15 protein-coding genes are annotated in these 17,304 nt (G+C 71.3%); 6 read left to right on the top strand and 9 right to left on the bottom strand.

Annotation, left to right across the window (positions count from 1 at the left end; genetic code table 11):
- Positions 1–20: 20 nt before the first annotated feature.
- From AC0HI0_RS03895 to thrS, 3 genes are all read right to left on the bottom strand, one after another.
- Positions 21–860, bottom strand: coding sequence for a helix-turn-helix domain-containing protein (locus tag AC0HI0_RS03895; RefSeq protein WP_015100449.1), 840 nt, complete (start codon positions 858–860; stop codon positions 21–23).
- Between the two features lie 383 nt (positions 861–1,243).
- Positions 1,244–1,789 carry an HIT family protein gene (locus AC0HI0_RS03890; RefSeq protein ID WP_480930853.1) on the bottom strand — a complete coding sequence of 182 codons (546 nt, stop codon included), beginning with the start codon at positions 1,787–1,789 and terminating at the stop codon, positions 1,244–1,246.
- Entirely contained in the window at positions 1,786–3,801 is a 2,016-nt protein-coding gene (gene thrS, locus AC0HI0_RS03885; RefSeq protein ID WP_480930852.1) for a threonine--tRNA ligase, read from the bottom strand. The genes AC0HI0_RS03890 and thrS overlap by 4 nt, the downstream gene beginning before the upstream one ends.
- A gap of 666 nt (positions 3,802–4,467) precedes the next feature.
- Between thrS and AC0HI0_RS03880 the strand changes: the two genes are divergently transcribed.
- Positions 4,468–4,743: a hypothetical protein gene (locus AC0HI0_RS03880; protein ID WP_480930851.1), complete on the top strand. Its 276-nt coding sequence runs from the start codon at positions 4,468–4,470 to the stop codon at positions 4,741–4,743.
- A 257-nt stretch (positions 4,744–5,000) separates the two neighbouring features.
- Entirely contained in the window at positions 5,001–5,864 is an 864-nt protein-coding gene (locus AC0HI0_RS03875) for a choice-of-anchor K domain-containing protein (RefSeq protein WP_480930850.1), read from the top strand.
- A gap of 11 nt (positions 5,865–5,875) precedes the next feature.
- On the opposite strand, the gene AC0HI0_RS03870 is transcribed toward AC0HI0_RS03875, so the two are convergent.
- Genes AC0HI0_RS03870 through AC0HI0_RS03850 form a run of 5 tightly spaced genes read right to left on the bottom strand, consistent with a single transcriptional unit; the run spans position 5,876 to position 10,791 of the window.
- Positions 5,876–6,604: a FadR/GntR family transcriptional regulator gene (locus tag AC0HI0_RS03870; RefSeq protein WP_480930849.1), complete on the bottom strand. Its 729-nt coding sequence runs from the start codon at positions 6,602–6,604 to the stop codon at positions 5,876–5,878.
- Positions 6,605–6,611: 7 nt separating this feature from the next.
- Positions 6,612–7,379, bottom strand: a complete 768-nt coding sequence (locus AC0HI0_RS03865) for a 3-oxoacyl-ACP reductase (RefSeq protein WP_480930848.1) — start codon at positions 7,377–7,379, stop codon at positions 6,612–6,614.
- A gap of 31 nt (positions 7,380–7,410) precedes the next feature.
- Complete coding sequence (locus tag AC0HI0_RS03860; protein WP_480930847.1) at positions 7,411–8,769, bottom strand: aldehyde dehydrogenase family protein; 1,359 nt, start codon at positions 8,767–8,769, stop codon at positions 7,411–7,413.
- Positions 8,766–9,470: a gamma-glutamyl-gamma-aminobutyrate hydrolase family protein gene (locus AC0HI0_RS03855; RefSeq protein WP_480930846.1), complete on the bottom strand. Its 705-nt coding sequence runs from the start codon at positions 9,468–9,470 to the stop codon at positions 8,766–8,768. Before AC0HI0_RS03855 ends, AC0HI0_RS03860 begins: the two co-directional genes overlap by 4 nt.
- Complete coding sequence (locus AC0HI0_RS03850; RefSeq protein WP_480930845.1) at positions 9,451–10,791, bottom strand: glutamine synthetase family protein; 1,341 nt, start codon at positions 10,789–10,791, stop codon at positions 9,451–9,453. Before AC0HI0_RS03850 ends, AC0HI0_RS03855 begins: the two co-directional genes overlap by 20 nt.
- 142 nt (positions 10,792–10,933) lie before the next feature.
- Between AC0HI0_RS03850 and AC0HI0_RS03845 the strand changes: the two genes are divergently transcribed.
- From AC0HI0_RS03845 to AC0HI0_RS03835, 3 genes are all read left to right on the top strand, one after another.
- Positions 10,934–12,157, top strand: coding sequence for a hypothetical protein (locus tag AC0HI0_RS03845; protein ID WP_480930844.1), 1,224 nt, complete (start codon positions 10,934–10,936; stop codon positions 12,155–12,157).
- Positions 12,158–12,214: 57 nt separating this feature from the next.
- Complete coding sequence (gene eat / locus AC0HI0_RS03840; protein ID WP_480930843.1) at positions 12,215–13,630, top strand: ethanolamine permease; 1,416 nt, start codon at positions 12,215–12,217, stop codon at positions 13,628–13,630.
- A 130-nt stretch (positions 13,631–13,760) separates the two neighbouring features.
- Positions 13,761–14,624 (top strand): 3-hydroxybutyryl-CoA dehydrogenase, encoded by an 864-nt coding sequence (locus AC0HI0_RS03835; protein ID WP_480930842.1) that lies wholly within the window; start codon positions 13,761–13,763, stop codon positions 14,622–14,624.
- Between the two features lie 42 nt (positions 14,625–14,666).
- Here the strand turns inward: AC0HI0_RS03835 and AC0HI0_RS03830 are convergent, their stop codons facing one another.
- Positions 14,667–15,776, bottom strand: coding sequence for a tryptophan dimethylallyltransferase family protein (locus AC0HI0_RS03830; protein ID WP_480934246.1), 1,110 nt, complete (start codon positions 15,774–15,776; stop codon positions 14,667–14,669).
- 211 nt (positions 15,777–15,987) lie between these two features.
- Between AC0HI0_RS03830 and AC0HI0_RS03825 the strand changes: the two genes are divergently transcribed.
- The gene (locus tag AC0HI0_RS03825) at positions 15,988–17,292 is read left to right on the top strand and encodes a flavin-containing monooxygenase (protein ID WP_480930841.1); all 1,305 of its coding nucleotides are present in this window, start codon (positions 15,988–15,990) and stop codon (positions 17,290–17,292) included.
- Positions 17,293–17,304 lie beyond the last annotated feature (12 nt).

The raw sequence follows: 17,304 nt of genomic DNA, 5'->3' as shown, positions 1-17,304 counted from the left end.
GAGCAGCCTAACGGCCCAGCTCAGCCGAGCTTGCGGTGGTCCCTGGAGATCCCCTCCAACAGGTCCTCCAACTGCTCACCCCGCATCGCCAACCGCTCCAACCTGCCGAACAGCGTCAGGTACTCCCGCACGTCGTGCGGGTCGGTGATCGTCGCGTTGCCGGTCAGCACGCTCAACGTCACCACCCGCTCGTCGTAGACCTGGAACCCGTGCAACGCCACCAGGTTCGCGTCCGCCGTCCACGGCACCACACCCAACTGGACGTTCGGCCGGCGCATCGTCTGCACCAGGTGGTCGATCTGCTCGCACATCAGATCCGCCGACCCCAACCGCCACCGCAACGCGCCCTCCGCGAGGAGGAACACGAATCTCTTTCCGAGATCGTCCATCCTCGCCCGACGACTCCGCAACGTCGCGATAGCCGTGTCCTGCTCATGTGCCGGAGTCGCGTTCAACACCACCCGCAGGTAGTTCTCACTCTGCAACAAAGCCGGAACCCCGGCGTTCTGGAAAAAGCGACTCGTCGTCGCACGCGCCTCGATCCGCGCCACGGTCTGCTGGTGCCGGTGCGCACCCCGGTGCAGCACCACCCGGCGCGTCTCCGCCTCCGCGTGCAGCTGGCGCGCCAGCTCCACCAGCTCGACCCTGGTCTCCCTGGTCGCCGACAACTCGGCCACCAGGCGCTCCACGTCGGTCACGGACGGCAGGAGCATCCCGTTCTCGATCTTCGACAACTTCGACTGGCTCATCCCGGTGGCGCGCGCGGTGGCCGTGCCGGTCATCTTGGCTTCCGTGCGCAGCCTTCGTAACTCGCGCGAGAGCCGTTCTCGGGCCAGCCGCGAACGCTCAGGTGCGGTCATGAAACGCACGTTATCGATGACCGGTGCCCGTGACGATCGGCCACACAGGGAATACCGGGCGTTGACCCATCACTCCATGGTGATCTAGCGCACGCTCACAGTGTGTATTCGGGTTGCACGTGCAATTGCGCGTGCAGTTGCTCTTGCGAAACCGCTTTTCGACCGATTGGTGCCGCTCGGAACCCGTACGTCGATCGTCCGCGGCACCGGCACCACCCCCGGACCGAGCGTAAGCCCGGCCGGGCGCGGACGCCGGAACGCGACTTCGGCAACGGAGCGCGACCACCCTTGTCGATCACCAGGGGCCGCACCGGCTGAGACGCGCACGGCGAACCGGCGGGCCGCTGGAAGCGGGCCCGCCGGTCGCGGTCGGGTGAACGCCGCTAGTGCGCGGCCCAGGCGGCGGACAGCAGCTGCCGGGTCTCCCCCAGCAACTGCGGGATGACCTTGGTGTGGCCGATCACCGGCATGAAGTTGGCGTCCCCGCCCCACCTCGGCACCACGTGCTGGTGCAGGTGGGCGGCGATGCCCGCGCCGCCGACGACGCCCTGGTTCATGCCGATGTTGAACCCGTGCGGCTGGGACACCGCGCGGATCACCCGCATCGCGCGCTGGGTGAACTCGGCGAACTCGACCGTCTCGGCCGGGTCGAGGTCGGTGTAGTCCGGCACGTGCCGGTAGGGCAGCACCATCAGGTGGCCCGGGTTGTACGGGTACAGGTTGAGCACCGCGAACACCCGCTCGCCGCGGGCCAGGACCAGGCCGTCCGGGTCGTCCAGCTCGATCACCCGGCAGAACGGGCAGCCCGCCGGCTCGTCGCCGTCCGCCTTGCCCTCGCCGCGCACGTACGAGAGGCGGTGCGGGGTCCACAGCCGCTGCAACGCGTCGTGGACCCCGACCCCGTCCTGCTCCTCGTACTCAGGCGTCACTGGACGAGTTCCGCCGTGGGCGAGGTGTTCTCGCGGCGGGCGACCCAGTCGACGATCGTCTGGACCGCCTCGGCCACCGGCACGCCGTTGATCTGGGTGCCGTCGCGGAACCGGAACGACACCGCGCCGGACTCCACGTCGTTGCCGCCCGCGAGGAGCATGAACGGCACCTTCTGCGTGGTGTGGTTGCGGATCTTCTTCTGCATCCGGTCGTCGGAGGCGTCCACGTCGACCCGGATCTTGTGCTCGCGCAGCGTCGCGGCCACCCGCTCCAGGTGCTCGACGTGCTCGTCCGCGATCGGGATGCCGACCACCTGCACCGGGGCCAGCCACGCCGGGAACGCGCCCGCGTAGTGCTCGGTGAGCACGCCGAAGAACCGCTCGATCGAGCCGAACAGCGCCCGGTGGATCATGACCGGCTGCTGCCGCGAGCCGTCCGGGGCGGTGTACTCCAGCCCGAACCGCTTGGGCTGGTTGAAGTCCACCTGGATGGTCGACATCTGCCACGACCGGCCGATCGCGTCCTTGGCCTGCACCGAGATCTTCGGCCCGTAGTAGGCCGCGCCGCCCGGGTCGGGCACCAGTTCGAGCCCGGAGTCCAGCGCCGCCTGCCGCAGCGTCTCGGTCGCCTCCTCCCAGTCGGCGAGGTCGCCGATGAACTTCGGCGAGTCGTCGCGGGTGGACAGCTCCAGGTAGAAGTCGCTCAGGCCGTAGTCGGCGAGCAGGTCGAGCACGAACTTGAGCAGCGAGCGCAGCTCGCCGGGCGCCTGCTCCTTCGTGCAGTAGATGTGCGAGTCGTCCATGGTCAGGCCGCGCACCCTGGTCAGGCCGTGCACCACGCCGGACTTCTCGTACCGGTAGACCGTGCCGAACTCGAACAGCCGCAACGGCAACTCGCGGTAGGACCGCCCGCGCGACCTGAAGATCAGGTTGTGCATCGGGCAGTTCATGGCCTTGAGGTAGTAGTCCTCGCCCTCGAACTGGATGGGCGGGAACATGGTGTCGGCGTAGTACGGCAGGTGGCCGGAGGTCTCGAACAGGCCGCCCTTGCTGATGTGCGGCGTGTAGACGAACTCGTAGTCCGACTCCTCGTGCCGGCGGCGCGAGTAGTTCTCCAGCTCACGGCGGACGATGCCGCCCTTCGGGTGGAACACCGCCAGGCCGGAGCCCAGCTCGTCCGGGAAGCTGAACAGGTCCAGCTCGACGCCCAGCTTGCGGTGGTCGCGGCGCTCGGCCTCGGCGACCAGCTCCAGGTAGGCGTCCAGCGCCTCGGTGGACTCCCACGCCGTGCCGTAGATGCGCTGGAGCTGGGGGTTGTTCTCGTTGCCGCGCCAGTAGGCGGCGGCGACCCGGGTCAGCTTGAACGCCGGGATGTGCTTGGTCGTCGGCACGTGCGGGCCGCGGCACAGGTCGCCCCAGACCCGGTCGCCGGTGCGCGGGTCGAGGTTGTCGTAGATGGTCAGCTCGCCGCCGCCGACCTCCATCACCTCGGCGGTGTCGACGTCGGACTTGATGTCGACCAGTTCGAGCTTGAACGGCTCGGCCGCGAGTTCGGTCTTGGCGGCCTCGACCGACTCCACCACGCGCCGGTCGAACCGCTGCGCGCCCTTGATGATCTGCTTCATGCGCTTTTCCAGCGCCTGGAGGTCCTCGGGCGTGAACGGCTTGTCGACCTGGAAGTCGTAGTAGAAGCCGTCCTTGACCGGCGGGCCGATGCCCAGCTTGGCGTCCGGGAACTGCTGCTGGACGGCCTGCGCGAGCACGTGGGCGGCGGAGTGCCGGATGACGCTGCGCCCGTCGGGCGTGTCGGCGGCGACCGCCTCGACCTCGACGTCGACCCGGGGGGTCCAGGAGAGGTCGCGCAGGTGGCCCTCGGCGTCGCGGACGACCACGACGGCGTCCGGCCCCTTGCCGGGCAGCCCGGCCTCCCGGACCGCCGTGCCCGCGGTAGTCCCCGCCGGCACCACCACGCGAGGTGGGGCGAGAGCGGCTGCGGGACGTGGCTGGGACACGATGACTCCTCCGGTAGGACGGACCTTCGGTGGAGATGTTATCGGTGCTCACCGAACCGATAACCGCCGACACGTCCCACCGGCACCGCGACCGGGGCGGGACCTGCCCCGACCGCCTCCCGCCGGGCGCGCGGCGGTGGCGCGGGCGACACGCCGCCCGACCGGCCGAAACCCGTCGAACCCGGACACCGGGCACGAACAGCTCATTCACAGCTGACCATCAGGGTGCGCTCAGGTCGGCGGCGCAACCTGGGGACGCAGACCCTTGAAGACCGGAGTTCCACCATGGCCGACCAGCCCGAAGGCACCGACCCCACCCGCCCACTGCCCGCCGGGGCAACTCCCGGAACCCCGGCCGGCCAGACTCCGCCCACACCCGCCACGACCACCCCGCCCACCGCTGCGCAACCCACGACACCTCCGCCCCCGACCGACCGGCCCGCCGCAGCGGAGCCCGCCGCACCCCAACCCGCCGCACCCCAACCCGCCGCAACGCAGCCACCCGCTCCGGAGCCCCAGGCCGCGGCACCCCAGCAAGCGGTTCCCCAGCCCGACGCGCAGCCGGCCGCCGCGCACCAGCCCGGCGCACAGCCGCCCGGCGCAGCACAACCCGAAGCGCAGCAAGCCACCGCGCAGCAGCCCGGCGCGGCACAGCCCGGCGCAGCCGTGCCGCCGCCGGCAGCGGGTGCCCGGTACGCGCACGTGCCGCCGCCCGCCGCCCCGCCGAACACCGCCCAGGGCGGTGGGTTCGGCCGGTTCGCGCGGCACAAGGCCACCCAGCTCGTCGCCGTCGGGCTGATCGGCCTGGTGCTCGGCGGCGGCCTGGTCGCGCTGTTCGACCACGACGGGCCCCGGCGCGGCGATCGGCCCGGCCTGTCCCGGATGGACGACCGGCACCCCGACCGCCAGCCGGGGCGGGAGTTCCGCGACTTCCCGCGCTGAGCCGCACGACCGCCGGATCGCGCCGGGTGGCGGGCGGTCCGGCGTCCGGCCGGGATGATCCACTCGGCCCAACCGGCGTCCGCCAACGGCCGCCGCGCAGGGCGCACTTCGGCGGGAAATAGCCTGTTCGGGAATTCGGCACACTCGAACGGACCGACAAGTGTGAACGAAAGTGCACCCACCGGACACCCGTCGAAACGCGTTTTCGCCCGCACAGCGGATTAACTCCCCCCGGACGCGGGGAGCATGATCACCTCATGAGCACTGCGACGACGTCCGGCAACTGGCCGACCATCAGCACGAATCCGCCCAACCTGGAGGGCCTGGGCACGCCCCACGTGAAGTGGGGCATTCCGGCCGGCTCCGGCAAGAGCGGGTACGTCTTCAGCGGCGGCACGGTGGACCTGAAATTGGACGGCACCGAGTTCACGCTCGGCACGTTCACCCACGAGAACTTCCCGATCCAGGCCATGCCGGTGGCGCAGTTCGAGGTCGACCTGACCGTGAAGGTCGTGTTCGAGGACGGCACGGAGAGCGACTTCAGCTTCAAGTTCCGGCACAACGAGACCCCGAACGTGGGTCCCAACCCGGAGGACGAGGTCGACCTGCCGACGTTCGTCTCGCCCGAGTCGGTGACCGTGGACGGCGAGCAGTACGCGGTCGTGATCAGCGGTTTCAAGCAGAACGGCCAGGTCGTCCGCAAGTTCATCAGCGCCGAGAACAGCGCCAACAGCGCGGACGTGGTCGCCCTGTTCAACCGCGTCGGCCGCCCGGACATCGCCATCACCACGGTCCGCAACAAGGGCCAGGTGAAGCGCACCCAGTCCGACGAGTACGTCGAGGTCATCAACCGCGGCACGGCCCCCGGGGACATTTCCGGCTGGGTGCTCGGCGCGGACGACGCGGGCCAGGACTTCCGGTTCCCGCCCGGCACCGTGCTCCAGCCGGGCCAGCGGATCCGGATCTACACCAACGAGGTCCACCCGGAGTCCGGCGGATTCTCCTACGGCAGCGGCCGGCCGATCTGGAACGACCAGGGCGACACCGCGAAACTGCGGGACACGAACGGCAACCTGATTTCGCAGTTCGGCTACGGCAAGGCCGCGCAGCCCACCCCGTGACATTCCCGGCGTCAGGACAGAAAACCGCGCAGCAGCGAGGCGGTGCCCGCCAGGTGTTCGACCACCGCCTGCCGTGCCCCGTCCGGGTCGCCGGTCAGGATGCGGTCCACGATCAGCTCGTGCTGCTCGTTGGAGTGCGCCAGGTTCGGCGGCAGCAGCGGGATCCGGTCGAGCAGCTCGTTGACCCGCGTCCGGACGTCGGCGACGGCCGCGGTGAGCGAGGCCGACCCGGTCGCCTCGGCGATCGCCAGGTGCAGCCGGGAGTCCTTGCGCCGGTACTCCTCCAGCACCGCGCCCGAGCACTCCGCCAGCCGCGCCCGCAGGTTGCGCCGCTCCGCCGGCCCCAGGGCGCGCCCGGCCGCGCACTCCGCGGCGCCGGCCTCCAGCACCGCACGCAACGTGAGCGCGTCGAGCAGTTCGGCCGGCCGCACCGGGCGTCCCGGCCGGGCGGCGGGCAGCGACGCGTTGACGAACGTGCCGCCGTAGCGACCGCGCCGCGACTCGACGTACCCGGCGTCCTGCAACGACCGGATCGCCTCGCGCAGGGTCACCCGGCTCACGCCGAGCCGGGCCGCCAGCTCCCGCTCGGCGGGCAGCCGCTCCCCCGGCGGCACGACGCCCAGCCGGATGGCCTGCACGAGCCGTTCCACGGTCTCCTCGAACGCGTTGCCCGCCCGCACCGGGCGGAACAACGCGTCCCGCGCCGGTTCCACCACCGGGTCGCTCAGCGGATCGCGCACGGGCCGGCTACAGCGGTGTCACGTAGGCGCCCGCGATCCCGCCGTCCACCAGGAAGTTCGACGCGGTGATGAACGACGAGTCGTCACTGGCCAGGAACGCCACCGCGGCGGCGATCTCCTCCGGCTCGGCGAACCGCCCGAGCGGCACGTGCACCAGCCGCCGCGCGGCCCGCTCCGGGTCCTTGGCGAACAGCTCGCGCAGCAGCGGCGTGTTGACCGGTCCGGGCGAGAGGGCGTTGACCCGCACGCCCTGCCGGGCGAACTGCACGCCCAACTCCCGGCTCATCGCCAGCACGCCGCCCTTGGAGGCGGTGTAGGAGATCTGCGAGGTCGCCGCGCCCATGGTGGCCACGAACGACGCCGTGTTGATCACCGACCCCTTGCCCTGCGCCAGCATGTGCGGGATGGCGTACTTGCAGCACAGGTACACCGAGGTCAGGTTGACCTTCTGCACCTTGTCCCACGCCTCGATGCCGGTGGTCAGGATCGAGTCGTCCTCGGGCGGCGAGATGCCCGCGTTGTTGAACGCGACGTCCACCGAGCCGTAGGTCTGCGCGGTGGTCCGGAACAGCGCCTCCACCTGTTCCTCGTCGGTCACGTCCACCTGCACGAACAGGCCGCCCACCTCGTCGGCGGCGACCTTGCCCGACTCGGCGTCGACGTCCGCGACGACCACCCGCGCGCCCTCGGCCGCCAGCCGGCGCGCCGAGGCCAGGCCGATGCCGCTGCCGCCGCCGGTCACGACCGCCACCCGGCCTTCCAGTCGCTGTGCCATGTCTCTCCCAATCGGATGGATCGCGTGCGGATCAGTGGGCGATGAAGACGTTCTTGGTCTCGGTGAACGACGCGAGCGCGTCCGGACCGAGTTCGCGGCCCAGCCCGGACTGCTTGAACCCGCCGAACGGCGTCCAGTAGCGCACCGAGGAGTGCGAGTTCACCGACAGGTTCCCGGCTTCCACGGCCCGTGACACGCGCAGCGCGCGCCCCACGTCCCGGGTCCAGATCGAGCCGGACAGCCCGTACTCGCTGTCGTTGGCCAGCCGCACCGCCTCGTCCTCGTCGGCGAAGGGCAGGACGGCCACGACGGGGCCGAAGATCTCGTCCACGGCGGCCGGGTCGCCGGGCGACACGGGCGCGAGAACCGTTGGCGGGAACCAGAACCCCGGCCCTTCCGGGGCGGAGCCGCGGAACGCGACGGGCGCGTCGTCGGGCACGTAGGAGGCCACCTTGGCGCGGTGCGCGGCGGAGATCAGCGGCCCCATCTCGGTGGCCTCGTCGCCCGGCGCGCCGACCACGACGCCCTTGACCGCCGGTTCCAGCAACTCCATGAACCGGTCGTAGACCGAGGACTGCACCAGGATCCGGGACCGCGCGCAGCAGTCCTGCCCGGCGTTGTCGAACACCCCGTACGGCGCGGTGGCGGCGGCCTGCTCCAGGTCGGCGTCGGCGAACACCACGTTGGCCGACTTGCCGCCCAGTTCCAGGGTGACCCGCTTGACCTGGTCCGCGCAGCCCGCCATGACCTGCTTGCCGACCCGCGAGGACCCGGTGAACACCACCTTGCGCACCGCCGGGTGGGTCACGAACCGTTGCCCCACCACGGGTCCCGCGCCGGGCAGCACCTGGAACACGTCTGGCGGGAGGCCCGCCTCGCGGGCGAGTTCGGCCAGCCGCAACGCGGTCAGCGGCGTGAGTTCGGCGGGCTTGAGCACCACCGTGTTGCCGGCCGCCAGCGCGGGCGCGAACCCCCAGACCGCGATCGGCATCGGGAAGTTCCACGGCACGATCACGCCCACCACGCCCAGCGGCTCCTGGAACGTGACGTCCAGCCCGCCCGCGACCGGGATCTGCCGGCCGAACAGCCGTTCCGGCGCGGCCGAGTAGTAGTGCAGGACGTCGCGGACGTTGCCCGCCTCCCAGCGCGCGTTGCCGATGGTGTGGCCGGCGTTGCGCACCTCCAGCCGGGCCAGCTCCTCCAGCGCGCCGTCGACGGCGTCGGCGAACCGGCGCAGCAGCCGGGCCCGGTCGCCGGGCGCGACGGCCCGCCACGCCGGGAACGCCGCGTGGGCGCGGGCGATCGCGGCGTCGGTCTCCCGCTCCGAGGCCAACCCGACCGGGCGGATCAACTCCTCGGTGGCCGGGTCGATCACGTCGAACGTGGTCACCGGGCGTTCTCCCTCCTCGTGGCGTCGACCAGCGCGGCGAACAGGCGGTCGTCCTCGCTGTCGGCTTCCGGGTGCGACTGCACGCCGAGCACGAACCGCGCGCCCGGCAGTTCCACGGCCTCGACCGTGCCGTCCGGCGCGCTCGCGACGACCGCGAGGCCGTCGCCGAGCACGTCGAGCGCCTGGTGGTGGTGGCAGTGCACGGTGGTGGCCGGGCCGACGATCCGGGCCAGCCTGGTGCCGGGCGCGACCGCGATGCCGGTGTGCTGGAACACCGCGGGCGCCGGGTTGTGGCCCTCGACGTGCTGGTGCAGCGTGCCGCCCAGGGCGATGTTGAGCACCTGCATCCCCCGGCACACGCCGAGCACCGGCAGGTCGAGCTTGAGCGCGGCGCGGGCCAGCGCCAGTTCGGCGGTGTCGCGGTCGGACCGGGGCGGCCCGGTGCGCGGGTCGCGCCCCCGGCCGTAGCGCGCCGGGTCGACGTCCGCGCCGCCGGAGAGCACCAGGCCGTCCAGGAAGCCGATCGAGTCGGTGTCCCAGGTGCCGACCGGCGGCAGCAGCACCGGGTTGCCGCCGGCGCGCACCACCGAGTCGAGGTAGTCGCGGTGCAGCACCGCGGCCTCCACGTCCCACACGCCGAACCGCGCGCGTTCCAGGTAGGTGCTGACGCCGATCAGCGGCCTAGAGCCGTTCGAAACCACGGATTCGCTCCCAGTCGGTCACCGTCGAGTCGTACGCGGCCAGCTCCACCCGGGCCGCGTTGAGGTAGTGGTCCACCACGTCCCGGCCGAACGCGTCCCGCGCGATCGCGCTGCCCGCCAACAGGTTCGCGGCGTCGCGCAGGGTCGTCGGCACGGTCTCGCGGCCGGAGGCGTAGGCGTTGCCGACGAACTCGTCCTCCAGGGTCAGGCCGTTGTCCACGCCGTGCAGCCCGGCCGCGACCAGCGCGGCGACCGCCAGGTACGGGTTGACGTCGCCGCCGGGCACCCGGTTCTCGAAGCGCAGCGACGGGCCGTGCCCGACCACGCGCAGCGCGCAGGTCCGGTTGTCCCGGCCCCAGGCGACCGCGGTCGGCGCGAAGCTGCCTTCGACGAACCGCTTGTAGGAGTTGACGTTCGGCGCGAGGAAGTAGGTGAGTTCGCGCAGCGCGGCGAGCTGGCCGGCGAGGAAGGACTCCATCAGCGCGGACATCCCGCGCCCCTCGGCGAACACCGGTTCGCCGTCGGCGGAGCGCAGGCTCAGGTGGATGTGGCACGAGTTGCCCTCGCGCTCGTTGTACTTCGCCATGAACGTCAGCGACCGGCCCTGCTGGGCGGCGATCTCCTTGGCCCCGGTCTTGTAGATGCTGTGGTTGTCGCAGGTGGCCAGCGCCTCGGTGAAGCGGAACGCGATCTCGTGCTGGCCGGGGTTGCACTCGCCCTTGGCGGACTCGACCTCCAGGCCCGCGCCGGTCATGTGGTTGCGGATGGCGCGCAGCAGCGGCTCGATCCGGGCGGTGCCCAGCAGCGAGTAGTCGACGTTGTACTGGTTGGCGGGGGTGAGGTCGCGGTAGCCCCGGTTCCAGGCGTCCTCGTAGGTGTTGTCGAAGACGATGAACTCCAGTTCGGTGCCGACGTACGCGCGCAGGCCGCGCTCGGCGAGCCGGTCGAGCTGGCGGCGCAGGATCTGCCGGGGCGAGGCGGGCACCGGCGTGCCGTCCTCCCACTCGATGTCGCACATGACCAGGGCGGTGCCCTCGTGCCACGGCACGCGGCGCAGCGTGGCCAGGTCCGGCTTCATCACGAAGTCGCCGTAGCCGGTGTCCCAGGAGGACATGGCGTACCCGCCGACGGGGTTCATCTCGGTGTCGACCGCGAGCAGGTAGTTGCACCCCTCGGCGGCGTGCGGCAGCACCTCGTCGAGGAAGTGCCGGGCGGCGCAGCGCTTGCCCTGCAACCGGCCCTGCATGTCCACGATCGCGATCAGCACGGTGTCGATCTCCCCGCTGTCCACCAGCTCGCGCAACTCCTCGACGGTCAGCATCCGCAGTGCCTCCAAAGGTATGACAGCGAGCCATTGAACGAGGCCATCCTGACACCATCGGGTGACGAACGCCACCCGCTCGGACGCCCTTGATCGCCTCGCTACGCTCGATCCGACGGGGTGTGCGCGGAGGGGGGACCCGGTGTCGACCAACTCCTGGGAGCGGCTCCGGCCCAAGCTCGCGCCCAACCCCGCCGGCCACCGCGCCGGCTCGCTGTTCGTGCGCGCGATGCTGCTCATGACGGCCGGCGCGGCCCTGCTGTTCCTCGGCCTGACCAAGCTGCTCCACCTGAGCGAGTCGCCGTTCACGCTCGTCGCGCTCGGCCGGCCGGGCACCTGGGTGGTGATCGCCTGCCTGGCGGGGCTGCGGGTGGTGTGGAACATCCTGCGGGACGGCAACAACATGTTCGTGGTCAACGGTTTCCTCGGCTGGACCGCGATGGCCCTGGGCGCGTTCGGGCTCGGTTACGCGCTCTACCTTCTCGCGACCACGCTGCCCGCGCTCGCCCACGACGGCGGCGTGCTGGACGGGCGGCCCGACTGGTCGGACGCGCTGCCCGCGCTCGGCGTGCTGCTGGGCCTGTGGATGTTCGTGCGGGCCAACGGGTTGTTCGCGCGTTCCCGCCGCTACCTCGCGCCGACCGTGCGCACGCCCGACGACCTCGAAGGGCTGGCCTACAGCCTGTACCTGCGGACGTTCGGCGACGACGAGCGGCTGGCGGGCGCGCAGGCGTTCGGCGCGGTGAAGCGGGGGCTGCGCGGCGTGGCGATCACCGAGGACTCGCAGGAGTCGCTGCTGGTCGACGCGCTGTCGACGGAGGACCCGATGGTCGCCGTCGGACGGCCGGGCGAGCCCGTGCCGCACGTCGGGGCGCTGCGGATGTACCTGCCCGACGAGTGGCAGCCGCCGGTGCGGGAGCTGATCCGAGGCGCGCGGCACGTCGTGCTGGTGCTCGGCTGGGGCGAGGGCACGCTGTGGGAGCTGGGCGAGTCGGCGCGGCTGCTCCGCCCCGAGCGGCTGATCCTGGTGGTGGCCATGGACCGGGCCGAGTACGAGCGGTTCCGCGGCCGCGCGTCCGCCGCGCTGGCCGAGCACGCCCGGCGCAACCCCCGGGAGAACGGCGAGCAGTGGACGCCGCCCCGGCTGCCGGACTGGACCGGCCCCGGCGAACTCCGCTCGCCGGTGCGGGCGCTGGTCCACTTCGCACTGGACTGGACCGCGACGTTCACCCCGGTGCGCCGCTACTCCCCGGTGCACAACTCGCTGCGGATCGCGGTCATGGTCGCCGCGCACGCCGCGTTCCGCCGGCTCGGGCACCCGCCGCGCGGGGTGTTCCGCGCGCTGCCGGTTGACACCATCACGTGACGCGGGCCACTCTCGACCACCTTCCAAAGGAGCGTCGCTGACCCATTGGAGCCACGGATGGCCAAGCACGTCGAGTACGAGAAGGTCGGCCGCGAGTACCTGGAGCACCGACAGCTGAAGCGGGGCGCGGCGGGCTGGGTGCTGCTGGCCGGGCTGGGTGTCTCCTACGTGATCTCCGGCGACTTCGCCGGGTGGAACTTCGGCATCGCCCAGGGCGGCTGGGGCGGCCTGCTGATCGCGACCGTCCTGATGGCCACCATGTACACCTGCATGGTGTTCGGGCTCGCCGAACTGGCCGCCGCGCTGCCGGTCGCGGGCGCGGGCTACGGCTTCGCGCGGCGCGCGCTCGGGCCGCTGGGCGGGTTCGCCACCGGGATCGCGATCCTCATCGAGTACGCCATCGCGCCCGCCGCCATCGCGGTGTTCATCGGCGGGTACGTGGAGACGCTCGGGCTGTTCGGGCTGACCAGCTCGTGGCCGGTCTACCTGGTGTGCTTCCTGGTCTTCGTCGGCGTGCACCTGTACGGCGTGGGCGAGGCGCTGCGGCTGATGTTCGTGATCACCGGCGTCGCGGTGGCGGCGCTGCTGGCGTTCGTGGTCGGCATGATCCCGAAGTTCGACCCGGACAAGCTGTTCGACCTCGCCGGGAACGACGGGTTCCTGCCGTTCGGGATCACCGGGGCGCTGGGCGCGCTGGTGTACGGGATCTGGTTCTTCCTCGCCGTGGAAGGGGTTCCGCTGGCCGCCGAGGAGGCCCGCGACCCGAAGCGGGACATGCCGCGCGGCATCATCGGCGCGATGGTGGCCCTGCTGCTGTTCGCGGGCTCGATCCTGGTGTTCGCGCCCGGCGGCGCGGGCTCCGAGGTGCTGAAGGGCTCCGACAACCCGCTGCCGGACGCGGTGCGCGCGGCCTACGGCGGTGACACCCCGCTGGCGCAGATCGTGAACTACGTCGGCCTGGCCGGGCTGGTGGCCAGCTTCTTCTCGATCATCTTCGCCTACTCGCGGCAGCTGTTCGCGCTGTCCCGCGCCGGGTACCTGCCGCGTTGGCTGTCCCGCACGGGCAAGCGGAAGACGCCGTACCTGGCGCTGATCGTGCCGGGCGGGATCGGGTTCGCGCTGGCGTCGATCACCCGCGACGGCGCGCTGCTGATCGACATCGCGGTGTTCGGCGCGGCGCTGTCGTACGTGCTGATGATGGTGGCGCACATCGTGCTGCGGATCCGCGAACCGGAGCTGGAGCGGCCGTACCGCACGCCCGGCGGCGCGGTGACCACGGGCGTCGCGCTGGTGCTCGCGCTGGCGGCGGTCGTCGCGACGTTCTTCGTGGACGAGCTGGCCGCCGGGATCACCGCGGGCACCGTGGTGGTGGCGCTGGCGTACTTCTGGTTCTACAGCAGGCACCACCTGGTGGCCTCCGCGCCCGAGGAGGAGTTCGCCGCGATCGCCCAGGCGGAGCGCGAGCTGGGCTGACACCTCCCGCGCGTCCGCCGGCCCCGCCCCTGCCGACCGCGTCCCCCGGGGTGTGACCCGGCGCGCACCCGGCGTGGAATCCACTGGTCGAGGTTGTGCCGGCGGGTGGCCGCCCTGGCAGGATCGGGGCGTGAGTGACATTCAACGTGTTGGAGTGGTGGGGTCCGGGCTGATGGGCTCCGGCATCGCCGAGGTCTGCGCACGGGCGGGCCTGGACGTGCTGGTGTCCGAGGTGAACCTGGACGCCGCCGAGGCCGCGCGGGGGCGGATCGCCTCTTCGTTGGGCAAGGGTGTGCGCAGCGGCAAGCTGACCGCCGAGGACCGCGACGCCGCGCTGGAGCGGGTCCGGTTCACCACCGACCTCGCCGACTTCGCCGACCGGAACCTGGTCGTCGAGGCGGTCGCGGAGAACGAGCAGGTCAAGACGGACGTCTTCACCACCCTGGACAAGGTCGTGGAGGACCCGAAGGCGATCTTCGCCTCGAACACGTCCTCCATCCCGATCATGAAGCTGGGCATGGCGACCGGCCGGCCGGAGCAGGTGATCGGGGTGCACTTCTTCAACCCCGTGCCGGTGCTCAAGCTGGTCGAGCTGGTGCCCTCGCTGCTGACCGGCGAGCAGACCCAGGTCCGGGCCGAGGGGTTCGTCACCGAGGTGCTGGGCAAGCAGGTCATCCGGTCCCAGGACCGGGCCGGGTTCGTGGTGAACGCCCTGCTCATCCCCTACCTGCTGTCCTCGATCCGGATGCTGGAGTCGGGTTTCGCCAGCGCCGAGGACATCGACAACGGCATGGTGCTGGGCTGCGCGCACCCGATGGGGCCGCTGCGCCTGGCCGACCTGATCGGCCTGGACACCACCAAGGCGATCGCCGAGTCGATGTACGAGGAGTTCAAGGAGCCGCTGTACTCGCCGCCGCCGCTGCTGCTGCGCATGGTCGACGCGGGTCTGCTGGGCAAGAAGAGCGGTCGCGGGTTCCACAACTACGCGGCCTGACCGGTGTGACGGGTCTCCGCGACCGCGGAGACCCGTGACCCCTCAGGCGTGCACGCCGTCGACCGGGGTGTCGTAGACCGCGAACCGGAAGTACACCCCCAGGTCCGGACGGCCGGTGGCGGTGCGGAAGCTGAGCAGCTCCTGCATCCCGACCATGGACTCCAGCGGGCGTGGGGCGAGCGCCGCCACCACGGCCCGGTACTGGCGGTGGTCCGCGCCGAAGCGGCGCAGCACGGACGCGACCCGTTCGGTGGCGTCCGCTTCGGACTCGACCTCGCTGGGCAGTCGCAGGTAGACGTTGGCCTCCTCCGGGCCGGGCGCGCCGGCGCGGAACGCCAGGCACGTCATGGGCTCGTTGTCCGGCAACGCGGGCGAGCCGTAGACGTCCCGGTAGGCCGGTCCGGCGAGCACCGGGTCGTGGGTGCGGGCCAGCGAGGCCACCCGGTCCAGGTCGACCCGCCCGGTGTGCCGGAAGTAGACCTTGACCCGCGCGTCCGGGGCGTCGGCCAGGTCCAGCGCCACGAACTCCAGCTCGTGCCCCTCGGCGGCGAGTTCGGCGTACCGCGCGGCGACCCCGGTCCACGCCGGACCGAGGCCGAGCCGGCACATCGCCGCCGCCATCACCTCCGGCACCGCGCCCCGGCCGTGCGCCTGGGGGTTGAGGTAGACCTTGTAGCGCGGCGGCCCGCCGGGGCGGTAGGCCAGCGAGTGCCACACGGTCGGCCGGAACGGTCGCGGGTCGTCGGTCACGAACAGCTCCTCGACCGCGAGGTAGCGGGCCAGCGACACGCCCGGCCGGTCCGCGAGCGACCGGGTCAGCGCCCGCCCGGCGTCCTGCGCGGCACGCGCCGAGGGCACCGGACCGAGTGATTCGAACAGCACCCGGATTTCCGGCACGCCGGCCCGCCAGCTCACCGAGAACTCCAGCGGGAAACCGTCCCGGGAAACGAACGACGGATATTCGCAGACGACGCCGACGGGTTGGTCGGCCCAATCCCCGAGCAATGCGCCGAGAGCGGCCCCGGAGGCGTTCCGGTGGCGGTCGGAGAATCCCAGTGCGGTGCCGATGGCGAGCCATTTGGCAAATGCGAAATCCCGGTAGGTCGAAAGCGTTGCGTCGAACAGGCCCTCACGACGTGAGGCCCGAGCCACAGCGGTGGAACTGGACACTAGGCACCTCCGGGCGCAAGGCTTACCCGGTGAACAGGACGCACGCAATGGAGGATCGGGCGGTTGGCCGAGATCACACCCCCGGACGGCCGGGCACGCTGCGTGACGGAATTGCGCCGAAAGGGTGGCGGCACTTGTGGCTGAATTTCCGGCTAGTCAATACGCCGAACGTCCTATTCATGATCACACGTGCGTGATCGGCGCCGGCGTGTCGGGACTCGCGGTCGCCGGAACGCTCCGCGCCCGGGACTTGCCGGTGACCGTGCTGGAACGTTCCAACGGCATCGGCGGACTGTGGCGCTACCCGGATCCCGCTGAGCCCGGCCCGGCCTACCCGTCGCTGCACCTCAACACCTCGGCCAAGATCACCGGCTACTCCGACTTCCCCATGCCCGATCACTACCCGCGCTACCCGCGGCATGATCAAGTAGCCTCCTACCTGCAACGTTACGCAGATCACAAGGGCGTGACGGAGCACGTGCAGCTCGGCGTGGAGGTCGAGTCGCTGGTCCGTGAGGGTGACCACACCTGGCTCGTGACGACCCGTGACCGCAACGGGGTGCACCGCCGCCGCAGGTTCGGGCACGTAGTCGTCGCGACCGGCCACCACTGGTCCCCGCGGCTGCCCGCCATCCCGGGGGATGAGACGTTCCCCGGTCGCCGGCTGCATTCGTTCGACTACTCCGGACCGGCCGAGCACGCGGGCAGACGGGTGGTCGTGATCGGCTTCGGGAACTCCGCCGCGGATATCGCGGTGGAATTGTCGCGAGTTGCCGCGAAAACCACCGTGGTGCAACGCCGGGGCGTTCACGTGGTACCCAAGACAATGCTCGGGATACCCATCGACGAAATCGCTTCGGCACCCTGGTGGGCGCGCCTGGCCTTTCCCGAACAACGTCGGCTCATCGAAACCCTGCTGCGCCTCATGCGCGGCCGGCTGACCGACTACGGGCTGGCCGAGCCGGACCACCGGGTGTTCGGCGGGGCGCTCACCATATCCGACGAACTGCTCAGCCGGATAAACCACGGCAGCCTCGTTGTCAAGCCTGCGGTGAGCCGCATCGTGAACTCTGCGGTACATTTCGTGGACGGCACGGCGACCGAGGCGGACGTCCTGGTGTACGGCACCGGGTATCGGATCGAATTCCCGTTCCTGCCATTCGAATGGGTGTTCGAACCGGCCGGGCGGACGGCACTCTTCCAGCGGGTGGTGTCGCTGGCCCGGCCCGACCTCTACTTCGCCGGGCTGATCCGGCCGTTCGGCGCGATCACCCGGCTGGTGCAGGAGCAGGCGGAGTGGATCGCCGACCTGGTCGAGGGCGTCGCGGAACTGCCGTCGCCGGCCGCCATGCGCCGGGAGGTCGGCGCGCACCTCAGGGCCGCCGAAGCGCGCTACGGCACGTCGACGGCGGATTCCATCCAGGTGGACTTCGGCGCGTACCTGGCGGCGCTGCGCAAACAGCGCCGCACGTCGGTGCTCACCACGCGCCGGGGGTGATCACGTAGGCGA

This window comes from Saccharothrix sp. NBAS 001 (assembly GCF_056640475.1).
This window is presented reverse-complemented; position numbering and strand designations above follow the sequence as displayed.

Bases quoted from the DNA above. Each gene is read 5' to 3' on its own strand.
- AC0HI0_RS03875 (WP_480930850.1), top strand. From the start codon at position 5,001: ATGAGCACTGCGACGACGTCCGGCAACTGGCCGACCATCAGCACGAAT.
- AC0HI0_RS03865 (WP_480930848.1), bottom strand. From the start codon at position 7,379: ATGGCACAGCGACTGGAAGGCCGGGTGGCGGTCGTGACCGGCGGCGGC.
- AC0HI0_RS03895 (WP_015100449.1), bottom strand. From the start codon at position 860: ATGACCGCACCTGAGCGTTCGCGGCTGGCCCGAGAACGGCTCTCGCGC.
- eat (WP_480930843.1), top strand. From the start codon at position 12,215: ATGGCCAAGCACGTCGAGTACGAGAAGGTCGGCCGCGAGTACCTGGAG.
- AC0HI0_RS03850 (WP_480930845.1), bottom strand. From the start codon at position 10,791: ATGCTGACCGTCGAGGAGTTGCGCGAGCTGGTGGACAGCGGGGAGATC.